This is a genomic window from Sinorhizobium sp. 6-70 (assembly GCF_030124375.1).
GTDB lineage: Bacteria > Pseudomonadota > Alphaproteobacteria > Rhizobiales > Rhizobiaceae > Sinorhizobium.
Map to the genome: position 1 here is coordinate 150,796 of NZ_JASKLS010000008.1, position 18,292 is coordinate 169,087.

Consider the following 18,292-nt stretch of genomic DNA (forward strand, 5'->3'; position numbering starts at 1 on the left):
CATTGGTTCGAAACGACTGTCTTGTTAAGCCGGGGCAGCTTGCGCATCGCCCACGTCTTGCCATTCCCAATTGCGCCTAATCCCTTGGAATGCAAGGCTTGCGGAAGGTTTTTACAACAAAAAAGACCGGCAAAACGCCGGTCTTCCTTGTTTTTCTGGCGAGGGGCGCAAGCGGGACACAGTCCCCCGCCCCTTCCGGGGCTTGATCAGTGCGCGATCGAAGCTCCTGCTTCGTCCTGCGAATCGACCGACGCGACCGGCGACGGCTGGTTCGCCGGGTCCCACTCGATCGGTTCGGGGCGACGCGTCAGGGCGTGTTCAAGCACCTCGCCCATCCGCGAAACCGGGACGATTTCGAGGCTGTTCTTCACATTGTCCGGGATCTCGGCGAGATCCTTGGCGTTCTCCTCGGGGATCAGCACCTTCTTGATGCCGCCGCGCAGAGCCGCCAACAGCTTCTCCTTCAGACCGCCGATCGGCAGCACGCGACCGCGCAGAGTGATCTCGCCGGTCATCGCGACGTCCTTGGAGATCGGAATACCGGTCATGACCGAGACGATCGCCGTTACCATGGCGACACCCGCGGACGGACCGTCCTTCGGCGTCGCACCTTCGGGCAAGTGCACGTGGATGTCGCGCTTGTCGAAGAGCGGCGGCTCGATGCCAAAATCGATCGCACGCGAACGGACATAGGATGCCGCCGCCGAAATCGATTCCTTCATCACGTCGCGCAGGTTGCCGGTCACCGTCATGCGGCCCTTGCCAGGCATCATGACGCCTTCGATCGTCAGCAATTCGCCGCCGACCTCGGTCCAGGCCAATCCCGTGACCACACCAACCTGATCGTCACGCTCGGCCTCGCCGTGGCGGAACCGCGGCACGCCGAGATAGTCGTCGATATTCTCCGCCGTCACTTCGACCCTCTTGGTCTTGCCCTTGAGGATCTCGGTCACAGCCTTGCGCGCAAGCTTCATCAGTTCGCGCTCGAAATTACGGACACCGGCCTCACGCGTATAGGTCTGGATGACGGCCATCAGCGCATCGTCGGTCACCGAGAATTCCTTCGGCTGCAGGGCGTGGTCGCGTATCGCCTTCGGCAGCAGGTGCCGCTTTGCGATCTCCAGTTTTTCCTCTTCGGTGTAACCGGCGATCCGGATCACCTCCATGCGGTCCATCAGCGGTGCCGGAATGTTCAGCGTGTTCGCCGTGGTGATGAACATCACGTTCGAGAGGTCGTATTCGACTTCCAGATAGTGATCCATGAAGGTCGAGTTCTGTTCCGGATCGAGCACTTCCAGAAGCGCCGAGGACGGGTCGCCGCGGAAGTCCTGGCCCATCTTGTCGACCTCATCGAGCAGGAAGAGCGGATTGGCTTTCTTCGCCTTCTTCATCGACTGGACGATCTTGCCGGGCATCGAGCCGATATAGGTGCGGCGATGGCCGCGGATCTCAGCCTCGTCGCGAACACCGCCGAGCGCCATGCGAATGTATTCGCGGCCCGTTGCCTTCGCGATCGACTTGGCGAGCGATGTCTTACCGACGCCGGGCGGGCCGACGAGGCACAAGATCGGGCCCTTGATCTTGGACGAGCGGGCCTGCACCGCCAGGTACTCGACGATGCGTTCCTTGACCTTGTCCAAGCCGAAGTGGTCGGTGTCGAGCACCGTCTCGGCGTGGTTGAGATCGGTCTTGATCTTGGACTTCTTGCCCCACGGCATACCGAGCAGCCAGTCCAGATAATTGCGCACGACGGTCGCTTCCGCCGACATCGGGCTCATCTGGCGCAGCTTCTTCAGTTCCGCATCAGCCTTCTCGCGCGCTTCCTTGGAGAGCTTGGTCTTGGCAATGCGTTCTTCGATTTCAGCCATCTCGTCGCGGCCGTCCTCGCTGTCGCCGAGCTCCTTCTGGATCGCCTTCATCTGTTCATTGAGGTAATACTCACGCTGGGTCTTCTCCATCTGACGCTTGACGCGCGAACGGATGCGCTTTTCGACCTGCAGGACCGAAATCTCGCCTTCCATGAAGCCGAGCGCCTTTTCGAGGCGCATCTTCACGCTCGTCGTCTCCAGCATCTCCTGCTTTTCGACGATCTTGATGGAGAGGTGCGATGCGACCGTATCGGCAAGCTTCGAATAGTCTTCGATCTGGCTTGCGACGCCGACGACCTCGGGAGAAATCTTCTTGTTGAGCTTTACGTAGCTCTCGAATTCGGACACCACCGAGCGGCTCAGCGCTTCGATCTCGACAGGATCTTCTTCCGGTTCATGGAGCGCATGGGCCTGCGCTTCGTAGAATTCCTCGCGCTGCGTATAGCGATCGATCTCCGCACGCACACGGCCTTCGACGAGAACCTTTACGGTCCCATCGGGAAGCTTCAGCAGCTGCAACACGTTTGCGATGGTTCCGACATGATAGATGGCGGAAGGTTCCGGGTCGTCGTCGGTGGCGTTGATCTGGGTGGCAAGCATGATCTGCTTGTCGGTGCCCATGACCTCTTCCAGCGCGCGGATCGACTTCTCCCGCCCGACGAAGAGCGGCACGATCATGTGCGGGAAGACTACGATGTCACGCAGCGGCAGAACCGGATATGTCGCGCTTTCAGTCGCCGAGGACGTTTTGTTCGTCATGTCATTTCCTTTCCGTCCCGATTTCGGGCCCGTTCCCGGGAGCCCTATGGCACTCCCGGCTGTCATTTTTTCTTCATGAAAGTGGAGTGCAAGAGCGGCCTTTTCAAGGTACGGCGCAGTCTCCCTTTCATGGACAGTTCCCGTTCCTTACGCTTGGACGCTGTTGCGGACCTTGCGAAAGGACGTCGAAACATCAACGACAGGCAGCAAACAGGCCTTCACTGAATCGTCGCATCATCGCGTTGTTACTGCACTTTAGCAACCACAGTTTCATTAAATCGAACGGGCTGCGACCCCATCTCAACAGCTATGTGCACGAAATGAAAAAGCCCGCGCGGGGCGGGCTTTTTCAAACATTCGTGAAAGGGAACGACTAGGCCGAAACGTTGGTCTTCTCTTCGGACCGCTCGGAGTAGATGTAGAGCGGCCGCGCGGTTCCCTTGACCACTTCGTCCGAAATGACCACCTCGCGAACGCCTTCGAGCGTCGGCAGTTCGAACATCGTGTCGAGCAGGATCTTTTCCATGATCGAGCGCAGGCCGCGAGCACCGGTCTTGCGCACGATGGCGCGTCGAGCGATTTCGCGCAAAGCGTCCTCGTGGAAGGTCAGTTCCACATCCTCCATTTCGAACAGACGCTGGTACTGCTTGACCAAAGCGTTTTTCGGCTCCGACAGAATCTGGATCAGTGCATCCTCATCGAGATCCTCGAGCGTCGCCAGAACCGGCAAACGACCGATGAACTCGGGGATCAAGCCAAATTTGACGAGATCTTCCGGCTCAAGCTCGCGCAATACCTCGCCGACGCGGCGGTCTTCCGGAGCGCGGACGGTAGCGCCGAAGCCGATCGACGTCTTTTCGCCACGAGCCGAAATGATCTTGTCGAGCCCTGCGAACGCGCCGCCGCAGATAAAGAGGATATTTGTCGTGTCCACCTGCAGGAACTCCTGCTGCGGATGCTTGCGGCCACCCTGCGGCGGCACGGAGGCCACCGTGCCTTCCATGATCTTCAGAAGAGCCTGCTGCACGCCTTCGCCCGAAACGTCGCGGGTGATCGAAGGATTGTCCGACTTGCGCGAAATCTTGTCGACCTCGTCGATATAGACGATACCGCGCTGAGCACGCTCGACATTGTAGTCGGCCGCCTGCAGCAGCTTCAGGATGATGTTCTCGACGTCCTCGCCGACATAGCCCGCTTCCGTCAACGTCGTTGCGTCGGCCATGGTGAAGGGAACGTCAATGATCCGCGCAAGGGTCTGCGCCAGGTAAGTCTTGCCGCAACCGGTCGGCCCGACGAGCATGATGTTCGATTTCGCCAGTTCCACATCGCTGCTTTTCGCGGCATGCGCGAGACGCTTGTAGTGATTGTGAACGGCGACCGACAGGATGCGCTTGGCCTGCTGCTGGCCGATGACGTATTCGTCGAGAACCTTGATGATTTCCTGCGGAGTGGGAACGCCATCGCGCGACTTGACCATCGAGGTCTTGTTCTCTTCGCGGATGATGTCCATGCAAAGTTCGACGCATTCATCGCAGATGAACACGGTCGGCCCTGCGATCAGCTTGCGAACCTCATGCTGGCTCTTGCCACAAAACGAACAATAGAGGGTATTTTTCGAGTCACCGCCGTTGCTACCGCTGACCTTGCTCATTTCCACTTCCTTCCAGGACGCCGGACACCTTCGGAAAGATATCCCGGACCACTCAATTCGCCTTGCGCAAAAGCTTGCCACCCATCGCAAGGTTCTTGGGAGTACTCACCGTACCAGGCAAATCGCCTGAATTTCGGCCGCAACGACTCTCCCGCCGAAACCCGAGCACCATGTTTTCAAACTCCAACACAGCACTTTGGTTCATATTAACGGCTTTACCCTGTCGATAAAGCCCCTTAGCTATTACAAATGTGTCACAATTGCATCGCTGGTGACACAAAAGCTTGAAATCAAGCCTGTTCGGCGCCTTCGGCCGCCTCACGCGACGTGATGACCTTGTCGATCAGGCCCCAGTCCAGAGCCTCGTCAGAACTCATGAAATGGTCGCGATCGAGCGTCTGTTCGACCTCTTCATAGGTCCGTCCGCAATGCTTGACATAGACCTCGTTCAGCCGGCGCTTCATCTTCAGGATGTCTCTCGCATGCCGCTCGATATCGGACGCCTGCCCCTGGAAGCCGCCGGAAGGCTGATGCACCATGATGCGGGAATTCGGTGTCGCGAAACGCATGTCCTTGTGACCCGCCGCCAACAACAGCGAACCCATGGATGCCGCCTGTCCGATGCAGAGCGTCGAGACAGCCGGCTTGATGAACTGCATCGTATCGTAGATCGCCATGCCGGCCGTCACAACGCCGCCCGGCGAATTGATGTAGAGCGCAATTTCTTTCTTCGGGTTTTCAGCCTCGAGGAAAAGCAGCTGGGCGCAGACAAGCGTTGCCATCTGATCTTCGACCGGGCCCGTCAGGAAGATGATCCGCTCCTTGAGCAGACGCGAAAAAATGTCGTAGGAACGTTCGCCGCGGTTGGTCTGCTCAACAACCATCGGCACCAGCGCCATGGCCGTATCAACTGGATTTCTCATATCGAACCTTCATCAATCGGGGCCGCAATCCCTCGCGGACCGGGAATCATCGGATAAGCCTCTATCCTTACATAGAGTGTCAATGCCCTTCACTTCAAGTCGCGAACATTCGATAGGCATAATGGTCGCGGGCTATCCGCCTCAAGGTCTGCCCTCCTCGACATGCCCGCCTTGCCCCGATTGCTCACAGGCATTGCGGATGCATCGGTAAACGATCGGTAAAACTCGCCACGCTTGAAACATGCCGCGCTTTCATAGTTGGGACTCCAGCGGCAGGAAGCGGATTGCTCCGGCGATCAGCCGCCGAAGAATGCCAGCATCCGGCTCGCGCCGCAGCAATCTTTCCGTCCGGTTCGAGCGATCACGCCAGACCGGCCTGCCATTCTCCAACGCCAGCCTATAACTCATCTCCGGCAATGTCTCGTCGTCGAATATCGATTGAAGTTCCTTGGCCAAAGCTTCATCCGAAAACACGACCCCCATTTCCGTGTTGAGCGAGGCCGAACGCGGATCGAAATTCATCGAGCCGACATATCCGATCACCCCGTCGATGACGAAGGCCTTGGTGTGAAGGCTGGCATTGCGGGCGCCGAACAGAGACATGCGGTGCCGGTCGATGAAATCGCCTTGCTCCTTGAGCTCGAACAGATCAATTCCGCCGCGCAGCAGCCCTTTGCGATATTTCATATAGCCGCCGTGTACGGCCGCGACGTCCGTCGCCGCGAGCGAATTCGTCAGCACGGCCACCTTCGCCCCCTTCTTGGCGAGCGCCGTCAGTTCGCGCGTCCCTTCGGCGCCCGGGATGAAATAGGGGGAAATGATGCGCAGATCGCGCTTGGCGGCGTTGATCAGCGGAAAGAGCTCACGCAGCAGCCAATTCTGGCGCTTCTGCATCAGCGCCTTTTCGGGCGGATCGAAGGCAATGCGGACATCCGCGCTCCGGTGGAGCGGGCGGCTACCCCGAAAACAACCCTTTTCTGCGACCGCCTTGCCGACCTGTTCCAGGTAGAAACGCGCGGCGGGGGTGCGGGCAAGCGCATCGAGCGTTTCACGCAGCGCCGGCAGAAATTGCTTGCGCGGCGTACGCAGCGCCGCGATCGGCAGGACGGAGGCGCTGTTCCAATAGCGATCAAACATCTCCGTCGCCTGATCGACGACCGGTCCAATCATCCATACATCCAGATCGCGAAAGTTCGACAGTTCGGCCGCGTCGAAATAGGCATCGCCAATATTGCGTCCGCCGGCAATCGCCAACCGCCCGTCCGCTACCCAAAGTTTGTTGTGCATGCGGCGTGTTGCGCTGAACGCGCGGATGGCCATCTCGAAGCCACGGCGAAAGCGGTCCGTCCGCGCCCGGCTTGGGTTGAACAGGCGCACGGCGATATTCGGATGAGCATCAAGCGAGATGCACAGGCGATCATGGATGCCCGCATTGATATCGTCGAGCAGCAATCGAACACGCACGCCGCGGTCGGCGGCCATGACAAGTTCGCGGGTCAGTAGAAACCCGGTCAGATCGTCCTTCCAGTAATAGTATTGCAGGTCGAGGCTACGCCCGGCCCGCCGCGAGGCGTGCGCTCTCGCGACAAACGCCTCGATGTTGTCGGATATCAACGCCACGCCGCTTTGGTGGGGCTGATCGAGCAGAAGCAAACCGGTATCCAGATCGATCTCGGTCTCGTTCTCGCCGACGGGCAGTGCAAAGGAGGGCTGCGCCTGCGGGCGACGTCCGAACCGCCCGTAGATGTAGAGGATCGCCGCAGCGGCAAGGGCGATCACAACGGCAAGAAAGAGCGTAATCCAGAACACCATCGCACGCCGCCTCAGCCCGCTTAAGCCGGATCCGTCTCGATCAGTTCGGCGCGACCTTGATCGTTGTCGCTTTTGTGAACGGCCTTCAGGTCAATCGATGCCTTTACCGGCAGATGGTCCGAGGCAACGCGCGCAAGCGGCGAGTCATGCACCGCCACCGACGTGACCAGATGATACGGATTGCCAAGCACCCGATCGAGCGGCAGCAGCGGAAAACGCGACGGAAAACTGGCAACCGTCGCGTGCGATGGATCGAACGTCGGGCTCAGAAACTTGAGTGACGAACGCTTGCCCATGCGCCACTCGTTAAGGTCGCCGATAAGCAGCGTCGGCCGGCCGACCCCATCGGCTGCGGCGCGCAGCAGGGCTTCGGCCTGCTGGGCTCGCGAGTGACGCAACAGTCCAAGGTGGGCGGCGATCACCCGCAGCGGCCCGGCCTTGAGGTCGAGATCGACAATCAGTGCGCCCCGCGGCTCGACACCGGGCAGCCTCAACTGGCGGATGTCAGAAACCGCCCCTTCTCTCAGCAAGAGGACGTTGCCGTGCCAGCCGTGCCCTTTGGCCGAAAAGGGCGAGATCGGCACCGAAACCAGATGCGCCTCGCGCCGCAGGTGTTCGAGATCGAGAAGACCGGCCCGTTCGCCGAAGCGCTGGTCCGCTTCCTGCAGGGCTACGATATCCGCTCCGATCTCGCCGATGACCTGTGCCGTGCGTGCTGGATCAAAGCGGCCATCGGTGCCGACGCATTTGTGGATGTTGTAGGAAGCTATGACGATGTCCCCGCGGTCCACCGCCGCATCGCGCGCCACCACCGTGGGCCGTCGCTTGCGGATCGCCGCCAGAATGCCTGCGGATAAACTGTTCTGAACTTTTGCCATGCCGCTCCCTGCTTGCTGCCGCATCATGCTCAAATAGGTGGGCCCATGCCACCGAAAAAGTCCGGGCCAAGCATCTTGTTCCTTCCGGGCCGCCGGACTCGTGTCGAGAGACTGCACCGCACATCCGTCGCTCAATTGGGCTTGCAGCACCCGTGTCCGGCGCAATAGAGATGCAGGTGAAGCAGCAAGTCTACCCATACGTGAAGAGTTGAGTCATGCCCGTTCCTCCCGGTCTTTCGATCGACGGTTCCAGCCGCCGCGTTTCTCTCGACGTTCGCAATCCGGACTTCTTCCGCAATCCGCTCCCCGCCTACGGGGCTCTCCATGCGCAATGTCCGGCCTTTTTCTGGGAGGAACGACAGCAATGGTATTTTGCCGGTTATGATCAGGTAAACGGCCTTCTACGCGACCGCCGCTTCGGTCGCCAAATTCTGCATGTCGCGACGCGCGACGAACTGGGGATGCCCGAGCCGAAACCGCACCTCAAGGATTTCGATGCGTTGGAGGCGCATTCGCTGCTGGAACTGGAGCCGCCGGCGCACACGCGGTTGAGGACCCTTGTCAACCGCGCTTTCGTTTCGCGGCAGATCGAACAGCTAAGACCGGAGATCGAGACGCTTTCGCACACCGTCATCGATGGCTTCGAGAAGAACGGCGAAGTCGAATTGCTGAAGACCTATGCCGAGACGATCCCAGTGACCATCATCGCGCGCATGCTGGGGATCCCGGTGGAAGCGGCCCCTCGCCTTCTTGACTGGTCGCATCGCATGGTCCGGATGTACGTCTTCAATCCAACCTTCGAAACGGAGCTCGACGCCAATCAAGCGTCCGCCGAATTCGCCGTGTATCTGAGCGACATCATTGCGAAAAAGCGCGCCAATCCGGGTGACGATCTGCTGACGCATATGATCATTTCGGAGAAGGATGGGGAGCGACTGTCGGACGCCGAGTTGATCTCGACGACCGTCCTGCTCTTGAATGCCGGCCACGAGGCAACGGTCCATCAGATCGGTAATGCCGTGCGCACGATCCTTCAATCGGGTCTTTCCCCGGCGGAACTCCTCGCAACCGAGGACGCGACGGAACGGACCGTCGAAGAATGCCTGCGCTTCGCCGCACCGCTGCATATCTTCCAGCGCTATGCGCTGACGGACATCGAGCTCGAGGACGGCATCGCCCTCAAGAAGGGCGACAAAATCGGATTGATGCTGGGTGCGGCCAATGTCGATCCGCGGAAGTTCTCGGCACCCGACACATTCAAACCGGATCGGGACGAAGGTCCGAATGTTTCATTTGGTGCGGGCCTGCACTTTTGCATCGGCGCGCCGCTCGCGCGCCTCGAACTCAAGCTTGCCCTGCCGATCCTTTTCCAACGCCTGCCGGGCATGCGGCTCAAGCACGAGCCGCATGTCAAGGACAGTTTCCATTTCCACGGCCTGGAGCGTCTGGACCTCGTCTGGTAGTCGGCGGGTCGGCGGCGGTAGAGCTTGACTTGGAGGGATGCTCTAGACGGCCGCGGCCGGCCGCACCCCGTAGCGCTCCGCCGGTCGGTCGTGCGAGAGATTGGGCGCGAGCACCATGCGCGCCTCGAAGAAGGCCTGCCAATTACGCGCATCCGGCAGCGAGGGAACCGTGATTAGTTCGCCCTGGTCGAAGCCCGCAAGGGCCGCATCGACCATGTCCGTCACATCCATCACCATCGACGGATCGAAGCGGCTCGAGGATACGCCGGCGCGTTCGAAGATCTCAGTGCGAGTGAGGCCCGGCAGCACAGCTTGAACCTTCACGCCCTTGTCGGCGACTTCCGCATTGATCGCTTGCGTGAGATTGAGCACGAATGCCTTGCTTGCACTGTACGTGCCGTTGAACCGCTCGGGAATGAGCGCGACGACCGAGGCGATATTGATGATCGCACCCCTGCCACGTTGAGCAAAGGTCTGGGCCGCGGCGACTGCCAGGCGGTTTACGGCGACAACATTGAGATCGATCATCGTGTCGAGGTAGTCAGAGTCGTCGTTCAACAGCGGTCCCTTCGGGCCGATGCCGGCATTGTTGACGAGAAGCTCGATCGCGTCGTCTTCGCGCAACCGCTTCTCCACGGCTCGCAGATCTTGCTTCGACGTCAAATCCGCTCTGACGACATCGATCTTGACGCCGTATTGCGCGCCAAGGCGGGCGGCGAGTTCGCGCAGGCGCTTTTCATCACGTGCGACGAGAACGAGATTGTGCCCGCGCTGCGCCAGACGGTCCGCATAGGTGGCACCGATACCTGACGAAGCGCCAGTGACCAGCGCCGTTCCCTTGTTGACTGCCACACTCATTTTTCGCTCCGTTCGTATCTTTATTTACTGGCATATGCCACTATATAATCCACAACTGGACGCTCGACAAGTGAGGCACTACGAAAGTGCTAGAGTGCCGCGCGTTCAAATGAACGCGCCAAGGACGCTCTAACTTTGAATGCATCTTTCTGCTTTCAGGAATTCCACTCGAAAAAGCGGGATGTTCTAGCGCGGCAGCGCAGAGGAGGCGATTGGTGACGAAGGAAGATATCGGCGTATGGGACGTCTGCACCAACAGTGCGTTGAGGCGCGCGTCGCGCCAACTGAGCCAGCTTTATGACGATGTCCTCGCCCCAAGTGGCCTCAAGATCACGCAATTCACTCTGCTGAGCCAGATCTGGCGAAGCGGTGACGCCTCGCTCAAGACGCTCGCCGATCTCATGGTCATGGATCTCTCGGCGCTCGGCCACACATTGAAGCCGCTCATACGCGACGGCTATGTCGAACTTGTGCCCGATCGCAGTGACCGCCGCGTGAAACGGGTGCAACTCACTAAGCTCGGAGTTCAGAAACAAGAGGATGCGTTGGCACTGTGGACGGAAGCCCAGGCGCGCTTCGAGAAAAGCTACGGCAAGGCGCAGTCGAAAGCGCTGCGCAAGGACCTGAACCTGATCGCCGCCAGCAGCTTTGCCGATGCCTTTAGAAGTGGTTGACACGGAGTATTGGTCGCGGTGTAGCGACGTTACAGGCGGATGACATAATCCTTGCGAGTCGTTTCAACGACTTCCCAAGTTCCCTTGAAGCCGGGTCTGAGGATCATGCTGTCCCCGGTCCTCAGGTGAACGGGCTCATGCCCCTCCTCGGTTACGATCGAATGGCCGGACAGGATGTGGAAATACTCCCATTCGTCGTAAACGATCCGCCACTTTCCTGGCGTCGCTTCCCAGATGCCCGCATAGAGCCCGCCGTCCGCCTCCTCCATGTTCCAGGTGCGAAACTCAGGATTCCCGTAAATCAGCCGGTCGGGCGCCGGCGCTCCAATCTCCGCTTCGACGGAGGACAGATCAAACTTCAAGAAACTGGTCATGGGTGCACCACCGTTTCAGATCTTCGCAAGCGACTGCTCAAGGTCGGCGATGATATCGCCAACGTCCTCGATGCCAACGGAGAGCCGGATGACGTCAGGCCCGGCGCCGGCCGCGGCCTGCTGCTCCTGTGTCAACTGGCGATGCGTGGTCGATGCCGGGTGTATAACGAGCGACCGCGTGTCACCGATATTGGCAAGATGCGAGAACAGTTCGAGCCCCTCGACGAAACGTTTTCCAGCGTCGTAGCCGCCCTCGAGCCCGAAGGTAAAGACGGCACCCGCCCCCTTCGGGGAATAGCGCTTCTGAAGCGCGTTGTTCGGATCATCGTCCAGACCGGCATAGCGAACCCAGGATACCTTGTCGTGTTCCCTTAGCCACCGTGCGACCGCCAGAGCATTGTCGCAATGGCGCTGCATCCTGAGCGGCAGCGTTTCGATGCCGGTTAGGATCATGAACGCGTTGAAGGGCGAGATCGCCGGCCCGAAATCGCGCAGGCCGAGCACGCGCGCTGCGATGGCGAAGGCGAAGTTGCCGAAGGCCTCCTGCAGCACGACGCCGGCATATTCCGGGCGCGGCTCGGAAAGAAGCGGGTATTTGCCCGACTTCGACCAACTGAAGGTGCCGCCATCGACGATGATCCCGCCCATCGAATTGCCGTGGCCGCCGATGAACTTGGTCAGCGAATGAACCACGATGTCCGCGCCGTGCTCCAGCGGCCGCAGCAGATAAGGTGTCGCCATCGTGTTGTCGACGATCAACGGCAGACCATGTCTGCGCGCCACCTCGGCGATTGCCGCGATATCGACGAAGGTGCCACCGGGATTGGCGAGACTTTCTACGAAGATCCCCTTGGTCCGCTCATCGATCTTGGCGTCGAAGCTTGCGGGATCCGAGCAGTCCGCCCAGCGAACCTGCCAGTCGAACGATTTGAAGGCATGGCCGAACTGGTTGACGGAGCCGCCATAGAGTTGCTTCGCCGCGACGAAGTTGTCGCCGGGCCGCATGATCGTGTGGAAGACGAGAAGCTGCGCCGCGTGTCCCGAAGCGACCGCAAGTGCCGCCGTGCCGCCCTCGAGCGCGGCGACGCGCTCCTCCAGCACTGCCTGCGTCGGGTTCATGATCCGCGTGTAAATGTTGCCGAACTGCTGCAAGCCGAAGAGTGCGGCGGCGTGATCGGTGTCGTCGAAAACGAAGCTTGTCGTCTGGTAGATCGGCGTCACGCGTGCGCCGGTCGTCGGATCCGCCTGAGCCCCGGCGTGAATTGCAAGCGTGCTGAAACCGGGACCAGCCTTCGTCATTCGTTTCTCCCTGAAACTTCCAGTGCCGCGCGTCGCAATTGGACCCGCAAAGCTACTGAAGCACTTTAATTGTTGCATGATTTGCCGGGAAGCGCCTGCGATCAGGGCAGCACCCCGTCGTCAGCCTATCAGGCGCGGATACTCGATCGCGGGACAGCGATCCATGACGACCTTGATCCCGGCCGCTTCCGCTTTGGCCGCAGCCGTATCGTCCCGCACGGACAGTTGGCCCCATATCACCTTCGGCAAGGACGGAAGCTCGAGGATTTCGTCGACGAGCGCGGGCAGTGCATGTGCGGCGCGGAAGACATCGACCATGTCGATAGGCTCGTTGATGTCCGCCAACCTCGCCACGACTGGCTGGTCAAGGATCGTCCGGCCAGTCTGGCCCGGATTGACCGGAATCACGCGATATCCCTTGCGCAACAGAAATGCCATCACGCGGTGACTCGGCCTCTCTGCCTTGGGTGAGGCGCCGACCAGGGCGATCGTCTTCGTCGTGCGCAGGATGTCGGCGAGATAAAAATCCGGATAGACGTCGTGATTCATGCGGCACATCCAAGGATTGTTCGTACGCGCGGATACTTGGCGCCGAACGCCGACAAGTCAACCGAACGTGGGCGGGATCGTCCACCATTTCAACAGCCGCGCCAGCATTTCGGCTTCGCTTGATGGAATCCGATTGCTTTTCGCCCGGCCTCGCTCCACAACTCCGGAGCGCTCCACATCGTCCCGCCGAGGTTCATTTTGCCGCTTGATGTTATCGTGCTTGTCCTCTTCGGGGCACTGCTGCACGCAACCTGGAACGCGCTCGTCAAGGCCGGTTCGGAAAAGTCGCTGGATGCCGCCATGGTTGCGCTCGGCGCGGCGGCCGTGGCCGTGCCTTTCCTGCCATTCCTGCCGCTGCCCAAATCCGAAGCGTGGCCCTTCATCCTGGTTTCGGCAATCTTCCAGTTCGCCTATTTCCAGCTGGTCGCGGCATCCTATCGCGCCGGTGACATCGGTCTTGTCTATCCGCTGATGCGCGGCGTCGCACCGCTCATCGTCGCCTCGACGAGCAGCATCGTTGTCGGTGAGGAGCTAAGCCGCGGGGCCGTCGCCGGAATCATGACGATATGCGCCGGCGTCCTCACACTCGCATTCGAAGCCCGCAAGGGTGGCAAGCAAGCGATCCTGTTGGCGCTCGCCAATGCCTGCGTGATCGCATGCTACACCTATGTCGACGGCATCGGCGCGCGGATCTCCGGCAATGCCATTTCCTACACGCTATGGATGGCTTTGCTGCCGCCCGTGCTTCTGTTCGTCTGGGCGTTCGTTCGGCGCGGCGTCAAGCCCGTGCTGCGCCATGCCCAGCAGCATTGGTGGCGCGGGCTGATCGGCGGTGCCGGGTCGATCGGTGCCTACGGGCTCGCGCTCTGGGCGATGACGAGGGCGCCGGTCGCAACGGTCGCGGCGCTCCGCGAAACGTCGATCCTCTTCGCGGTCGTAATCTCTGTCGTCTTCCTCAAGGAGCGCGTCAGCATCTGGCGCATCGCCGCCGCATCGGTCATCGCGGTCGGCGCCTTGCTTCTGAAGCTTGCCTGACGTCAGTCCTCTTTCCACTCCGGCATGCGCTTGCCGAGAAAGGCTCCTATGCCTTCTTCGGCATCGCGCGCGAGCATGTTCTCGACCATCACACCAACCGTATAGTCGTAGGCGTCCGCCAATGGCAGTTCAGCCTGTCGATAGAAGGCTTCCTTGCCGATTTTCAGCGCCTGCGGCGACTTCGAGGCGATGACGGCGGCGTATTTGTCCACCACCTGGCGCAGGTATTGCTGCGGTACGATGCGATTGACGAGGCCGAAATCCTTGGCCGTGGAGGCGTCGATCGTCTCGCCGGTCAATAGCATCTCCATGGCCTGCTTGCGGTGCGCGGCGCGCGCAAGCGCAACCATCGGCGTTGAGCAGAACAGGCCGATGTTCACGCCCGGCGTACAGAAGGTCGAGCTGTCCGTGCAGATCGCCAGATCGCAGCTTGCCACCAACTGGCAGCCGGCAGCCGTTGCGAGACCGTCGATCTCGGCGATCACCGCCTGGGGCAGCCGGGTGATCTTCAACATCAGGTCCGCGGCGAGCCGGATCGTGCGCTCAAAAAAAGCCCGGCCGCGATCGTCGTCAGCACGATGCAGGGTCATTTCCTTGAGATCATGCCCGGCGGAGAAGAGCTTTCCCGCAGCCGCGATCACGATCACCTTGATGTCCTTCGAAGTGGCGACCGCATCGAACTCGGCCAGAAGTGCTTGCATCAGGGCGATCGAGAGCACATTCGCCGGCTGGTTGTTGAGCGTCAGCCGCAGCACCGGGCCGTTTACCTCGCGCAACAGCAAGCCGTTCGGCTCTTCCTTCCTGAATGAAACGACGTCCGCCATGACCTTCTCCGAATGATTGCCGTTGGCAACGCGTGGTACGCCGCTCAAGCCGCTCTTTCAAGCCTACTGCAAACAGTGCCCTCGGCGCTCCTAATAAGATACGCCGCGCTGTAAGACCATTTTCCAGCTTGTGCGATCGGCGCGGACGTCCTGTAACGGGAGCGGAAAAGAGGAGGAAAGCGATGAAGCTGCAGCCGATCATGACCGTCAAAGAGTTGAACAGCTTCCTCGATACCGATTTTCCGCAGGTCCATACGGACGGCAAGGTCTTCGCGGTAACCGGTACGGGGCCGGGCTTTGCAACGATGCGGCTCGATCCGAACGAACGACACATCCGTCCTGGTGGCACAGTGTCCGGCCCGACATTGTTCGCCCTTGCCGACGTATCCGCCTATATCGCGCTGATTGCGCATATCGGCCCGGTTGCCCTTGCCGTCACCACCAGCCTCAACATCAACTTCCTGAGAAAGCCAGAGCCGGAGCCGCTCGAATGCACCTGCCGCATCCTGAAACTCGGCAAGCGGCTCGCGGTCCTCGACGCTTCGATAACGCCCGTCGGCAGCGACGAATTGGTTGCTCACGCCACCGCCACCTATTCGATTCCGCCGCGCTAAATTGTGGTGTCATCACACCACATATGTAAGTCATTGATTTTACAAAGCATTCTTTTGCACGATACGAGGCGATGCCCTTGACGGCATTTTCGCACTTGCGTATAAGCTGCCCGCAGATCGCGGTCCCCTTCGGGCCGCCTTCTTTTTTGACCCGCCCGCGGGTCAAACCAAGCAACAAGAAACGCCCGGCGGTAACCTTCCGGGTCCAAAGAAAGAGTTTAGATATGGCAACCTTCGTTCAGAAGCCTGCAGAGGTGGAGAAGAAGTGGATCCTCATCGACGCCGAAGGCCTCGTTGTCGGTCGCCTCGCTTCCATCATCGCAAATCGCCTGCGCGGCAAGCACAAGGCCACCTTCACCCCCCATGTTGACGACGGCGACAACGTCATCGTGATCAACGCCGAGAAGGCCGTTCTCACCGGCAAGAAGTACACCGACAAGAAGTACTACTGGCACACCGGTTACCCGGGCGGCATCAAGGAGCGCACCGCGCGCCAGATCATCGAAGGCCGCTTCCCGGAGCGCGTCATCGAGAAGGCCGTTGAGCGCATGGTTCCGCGTGGCCCGCTCGGCCGTCGTCAGATGAAGAACCTGCGTGTCTACGCCGGCTCCAACCACCCGCATGAAGCACAGCAGCCGACCGTCCTCGACGTCGCCAAGCTGAACAGCAAGAACACAAGGAGCGCCTGATAATGGCTGACCTTTCCGCTCTCAAGGATATCGCCACGACCGCGGAACCGGCTGCTCCGGTTCACGTCAAGAAGGTCGACGCGCAGGGCCGTTCCTACGCGACCGGCAAGCGCAAGGACGCTGTCGCCCGCGTTTGGGTCAAGCCCGGCTCCGGCAAGATCACCATCAACGGCAAGCCCTACGCGGCTTACTTCGCTCGCCCGGTTCTGCAGATGATCCTGCAGCAGCCGATCGTCGCTGCTGCCCGTGACGGCCAGTTCGACATCGACGCGACAGTCGCCGGTGGCGGCCTCTCCGGCCAGGCCGGTGCCGTTCGTCACGGCATCGCCAAGGCTCTCACCTACTTCGAACCGGGCCTGCGCTCCGTTCTGAAGCGCGGTGGCTTCCTCACCCGCGACAGCCGCGTGGTCGAGCGCAAGAAGTACGGCCGTGCAAAGGCACGCCGTTCGTTCCAGTTCTCCAAGCGTTAATCGCTGGCAGTTACTGCACTTCCAAAGGCCGGGCATGTCCCGGCCTTTTTTTGTTACGGAATTTCAAAGAGTCAGATCGGCAGTTCCGTGGTCGACTTGAGCTCCCTCAGCACGAAGCTCGACACCACCGTCCGCACATGCGGATTGCGCATAAGGTAGCGCGTCATGAACGCGTCATAGCTTTCGACATCCGCCGCCCGGATCTTCAGCATGTAGTCGAACGTCCCCGAGAGCGCGTAACATTCCATGATTTCCGGCCTGTCCCTGACCACGGCGGAGAACGACTCGATCGCCTCGTCATGGTGATCCTCGAGCGTCACATGGGCGATGATGCAGAGCTTCAGATCCAGCTTTGCCGGATCGAGCAGCGCCACGCGCTTGCGAATCACGCCATCGGCCTCGAGTTCCTGCAGCCGACGCCAGGCCGAGCTTTGCGACATGCCGGCCTTCTCCGCCAGCTCTGCGAGCGACTGGCCGCCGTCGGCCTGGATCAGGCGAAGCAATCGGCGCAACGGTTGGAACGATTCCTTCAAATCTGACGGCATTTCGAAATTTCCTCCCGCCAGGAAGCCGACGGCCGGCAACTGTGAAACAAATACTCAGCCCGTTGGGGATACAATTGCAACAGCAATCTGTTCTGACGAATGAGGAGACGTCATGACCAAGCAAAGCACCTACACCGCGAAACTGCCGGAACCGGACGGCACCTATCGCTACACACCGGAGGAAGATGCGGTCTGGGGCGAACTCTATCGGCGGCAGATGAAGCTGCTTGCCGACAAGGCATGCGACGAATATCTCGAAGGCGTGCGGAGCCTCGGCCTCAATCCGGACCATGTCCCGCAGCTCAAGGACGTCAACCGAAGGCTCGCCGAAACCACGGGCTTCGGCGTCGAGGGCGTGCCGGCACTCATTCCGCCATCCCGCTTTTACGAGCTTTTGTCGCAGGGCAAGTTCCCGCTCGCGACCTTCATGCGCCGGCGGGAGCACATCGACTATATCGAGGAACCGGACCTCTTCCATGAGGTCTTCGGCCATTGCCCTCTGCTGACAAACCGGAGCTACGCCAACTTCGTCCGGCGCTTCGGCCAAAAGGCGGTCAAGCTCGGCAAGGACTATTCGTGGCACCTGTTCCGCTTCTTCTGGTTCACGGTCGAGTTCGGCCTGATCAACACGCCAAAGGGCAGGCGCTGCTACGGCGCGGGTGTCGTCTCGTCAACGAGCGAGACGCGCCATGCCATGGAGACGATGGACTGCGAATTCCGCCCCTTCGACCTGATGAGCGTGCTGCGGACGCCCTACCGCATCGATATCGTCCAGCCGATCTATTACGTCGTCGACAGCTTTGCCCAGCTCGAGGCGATCATCGAGGAGGACATCACGGCTCGGATCAATGAGGCCAAGAGGCTTGGTGATTTTGAGCCGACCTTCGAGGCCAAGGCGTCCTGAGGGCCTGCCCTGCTGCATGTTTCTTTAAATCGTACCCGATTTATGGACAAAAATATGCAGCAACTCAAAGTGCTACAGCGTCCTTTGCGCGTCCAAAGACGCG

At 60.2% G+C, this 18,292-nt stretch carries 18 protein-coding genes; 7 read left to right on the forward strand and 11 right to left on the reverse strand.

The features are described from left to right. Window positions 1–206: 206 nt before the first annotated feature. From lon to QN222_RS17260, 5 genes are all read right to left on the reverse strand, one after another. On the reverse strand, window positions 207–2,627 hold the full coding sequence (gene lon / locus QN222_RS17240) for an endopeptidase La (RefSeq protein WP_283964485.1): 2,421 nt from the start codon (window positions 2,625–2,627) through the stop codon (window positions 207–209). Window positions 2,628–3,000: 373 nt separating this feature from the next. Further along, window positions 3,001–4,278, reverse strand: coding sequence for an ATP-dependent Clp protease ATP-binding subunit ClpX (clpX, locus tag QN222_RS17245; protein WP_136504267.1), 1,278 nt, complete (start codon window positions 4,276–4,278; stop codon window positions 3,001–3,003). 290 nt (window positions 4,279–4,568) lie between these two features. After that, window positions 4,569–5,201, reverse strand: a complete 633-nt coding sequence (clpP, locus tag QN222_RS17250; RefSeq protein ID WP_180940759.1) for an ATP-dependent Clp endopeptidase proteolytic subunit ClpP — start codon at window positions 5,199–5,201, stop codon at window positions 4,569–4,571. Between the two features lie 252 nt (window positions 5,202–5,453). Then, entirely contained in the window at window positions 5,454–7,013 is a 1,560-nt protein-coding gene (locus QN222_RS17255; RefSeq protein ID WP_283964484.1) for a phospholipase D family protein, read from the reverse strand. Window positions 7,014–7,033: 20 nt separating this feature from the next. Further along, window positions 7,034–7,891, reverse strand: coding sequence for an endonuclease/exonuclease/phosphatase family protein (locus QN222_RS17260; protein WP_283964483.1), 858 nt, complete (start codon window positions 7,889–7,891; stop codon window positions 7,034–7,036). Window positions 7,892–8,106: 215 nt separating this feature from the next. Between QN222_RS17260 and QN222_RS17265 the strand changes: the two genes are divergently transcribed. Next, window positions 8,107–9,354, forward strand: coding sequence for a cytochrome P450 (locus tag QN222_RS17265; RefSeq protein WP_283964482.1), 1,248 nt, complete (start codon window positions 8,107–8,109; stop codon window positions 9,352–9,354). Between the two features lie 42 nt (window positions 9,355–9,396). Here QN222_RS17265 and QN222_RS17270 read toward each other — a convergent pair whose 3' ends face one another. Next, window positions 9,397–10,212 carry an SDR family oxidoreductase gene (locus tag QN222_RS17270; protein ID WP_284005509.1) on the reverse strand — a complete coding sequence of 272 codons (816 nt, stop codon included), beginning with the start codon at window positions 10,210–10,212 and terminating at the stop codon, window positions 9,397–9,399. Window positions 10,213–10,427: 215 nt separating this feature from the next. On the opposite strand from QN222_RS17270, the gene QN222_RS17275 reads away from it, so the two are divergent. Then, a complete protein-coding gene (locus QN222_RS17275; protein ID WP_283964480.1) occupies window positions 10,428–10,886 on the forward strand; it encodes a MarR family winged helix-turn-helix transcriptional regulator in 459 nt (152 codons plus the stop codon). 29 nt (window positions 10,887–10,915) lie between these two features. Here the strand turns inward: QN222_RS17275 and QN222_RS17280 are convergent, their stop codons facing one another. The 3 genes from QN222_RS17280 to QN222_RS17290 all read right to left on the reverse strand — a co-directional run bounded on the left by QN222_RS17280 (window position 10,916) and on the right by QN222_RS17290 (window position 13,108). Continuing rightward, on the reverse strand, window positions 10,916–11,260 hold the full coding sequence (locus QN222_RS17280; RefSeq protein ID WP_283964479.1) for a cupin domain-containing protein: 345 nt from the start codon (window positions 11,258–11,260) through the stop codon (window positions 10,916–10,918). A gap of 15 nt (window positions 11,261–11,275) precedes the next feature. Beyond that, on the reverse strand, window positions 11,276–12,559 hold the full coding sequence (locus tag QN222_RS17285; RefSeq protein WP_283964478.1) for an O-acetylhomoserine aminocarboxypropyltransferase: 1,284 nt from the start codon (window positions 12,557–12,559) through the stop codon (window positions 11,276–11,278). A 120-nt stretch (window positions 12,560–12,679) separates the two neighbouring features. Continuing rightward, window positions 12,680–13,108, reverse strand: a complete 429-nt coding sequence (locus QN222_RS17290; RefSeq protein ID WP_283964477.1) for a CoA-binding protein — start codon at window positions 13,106–13,108, stop codon at window positions 12,680–12,682. A gap of 198 nt (window positions 13,109–13,306) precedes the next feature. On the opposite strand from QN222_RS17290, the gene QN222_RS17295 reads away from it, so the two are divergent. After that, on the forward strand, window positions 13,307–14,143 hold the full coding sequence (locus QN222_RS17295; protein ID WP_283964476.1) for an EamA family transporter: 837 nt from the start codon (window positions 13,307–13,309) through the stop codon (window positions 14,141–14,143). 2 nt (window positions 14,144–14,145) lie between these two features. Here QN222_RS17295 and QN222_RS17300 read toward each other — a convergent pair whose 3' ends face one another. Then, a complete protein-coding gene (locus QN222_RS17300; RefSeq protein ID WP_283964475.1) occupies window positions 14,146–14,967 on the reverse strand; it encodes an enoyl-CoA hydratase in 822 nt (273 codons plus the stop codon). A gap of 182 nt (window positions 14,968–15,149) precedes the next feature. Between QN222_RS17300 and QN222_RS17305 the strand changes: the two genes are divergently transcribed. The 3 genes from QN222_RS17305 to rpsI all read left to right on the forward strand — a co-directional run bounded on the left by QN222_RS17305 (window position 15,150) and on the right by rpsI (window position 16,740). After that, entirely contained in the window at window positions 15,150–15,581 is a 432-nt protein-coding gene (locus tag QN222_RS17305; protein WP_283964474.1) for a PaaI family thioesterase, read from the forward strand. Between the two features lie 224 nt (window positions 15,582–15,805). Continuing rightward, the gene (gene rplM, locus QN222_RS17310; RefSeq protein WP_064240798.1) at window positions 15,806–16,270 is read left to right on the forward strand and encodes a 50S ribosomal protein L13; all 465 of its coding nucleotides are present in this window, start codon (window positions 15,806–15,808) and stop codon (window positions 16,268–16,270) included. Window positions 16,271–16,272: 2 nt separating this feature from the next. After that, a complete protein-coding gene (gene rpsI / locus QN222_RS17315; RefSeq protein WP_136504255.1) occupies window positions 16,273–16,740 on the forward strand; it encodes a 30S ribosomal protein S9 in 468 nt (155 codons plus the stop codon). A 71-nt stretch (window positions 16,741–16,811) separates the two neighbouring features. Here the strand turns inward: rpsI and QN222_RS17320 are convergent, their stop codons facing one another. After that, window positions 16,812–17,285, reverse strand: coding sequence for an Lrp/AsnC family transcriptional regulator (locus QN222_RS17320; protein ID WP_180940741.1), 474 nt, complete (start codon window positions 17,283–17,285; stop codon window positions 16,812–16,814). 112 nt (window positions 17,286–17,397) lie between these two features. Here QN222_RS17320 and QN222_RS17325 point away from each other — a divergent pair, with 112 nt between their 5' ends. After that, the gene (locus QN222_RS17325) at window positions 17,398–18,189 is read left to right on the forward strand and encodes a phenylalanine 4-monooxygenase (protein ID WP_283964473.1); all 792 of its coding nucleotides are present in this window, start codon (window positions 17,398–17,400) and stop codon (window positions 18,187–18,189) included. Window positions 18,190–18,292 lie beyond the last annotated feature (103 nt).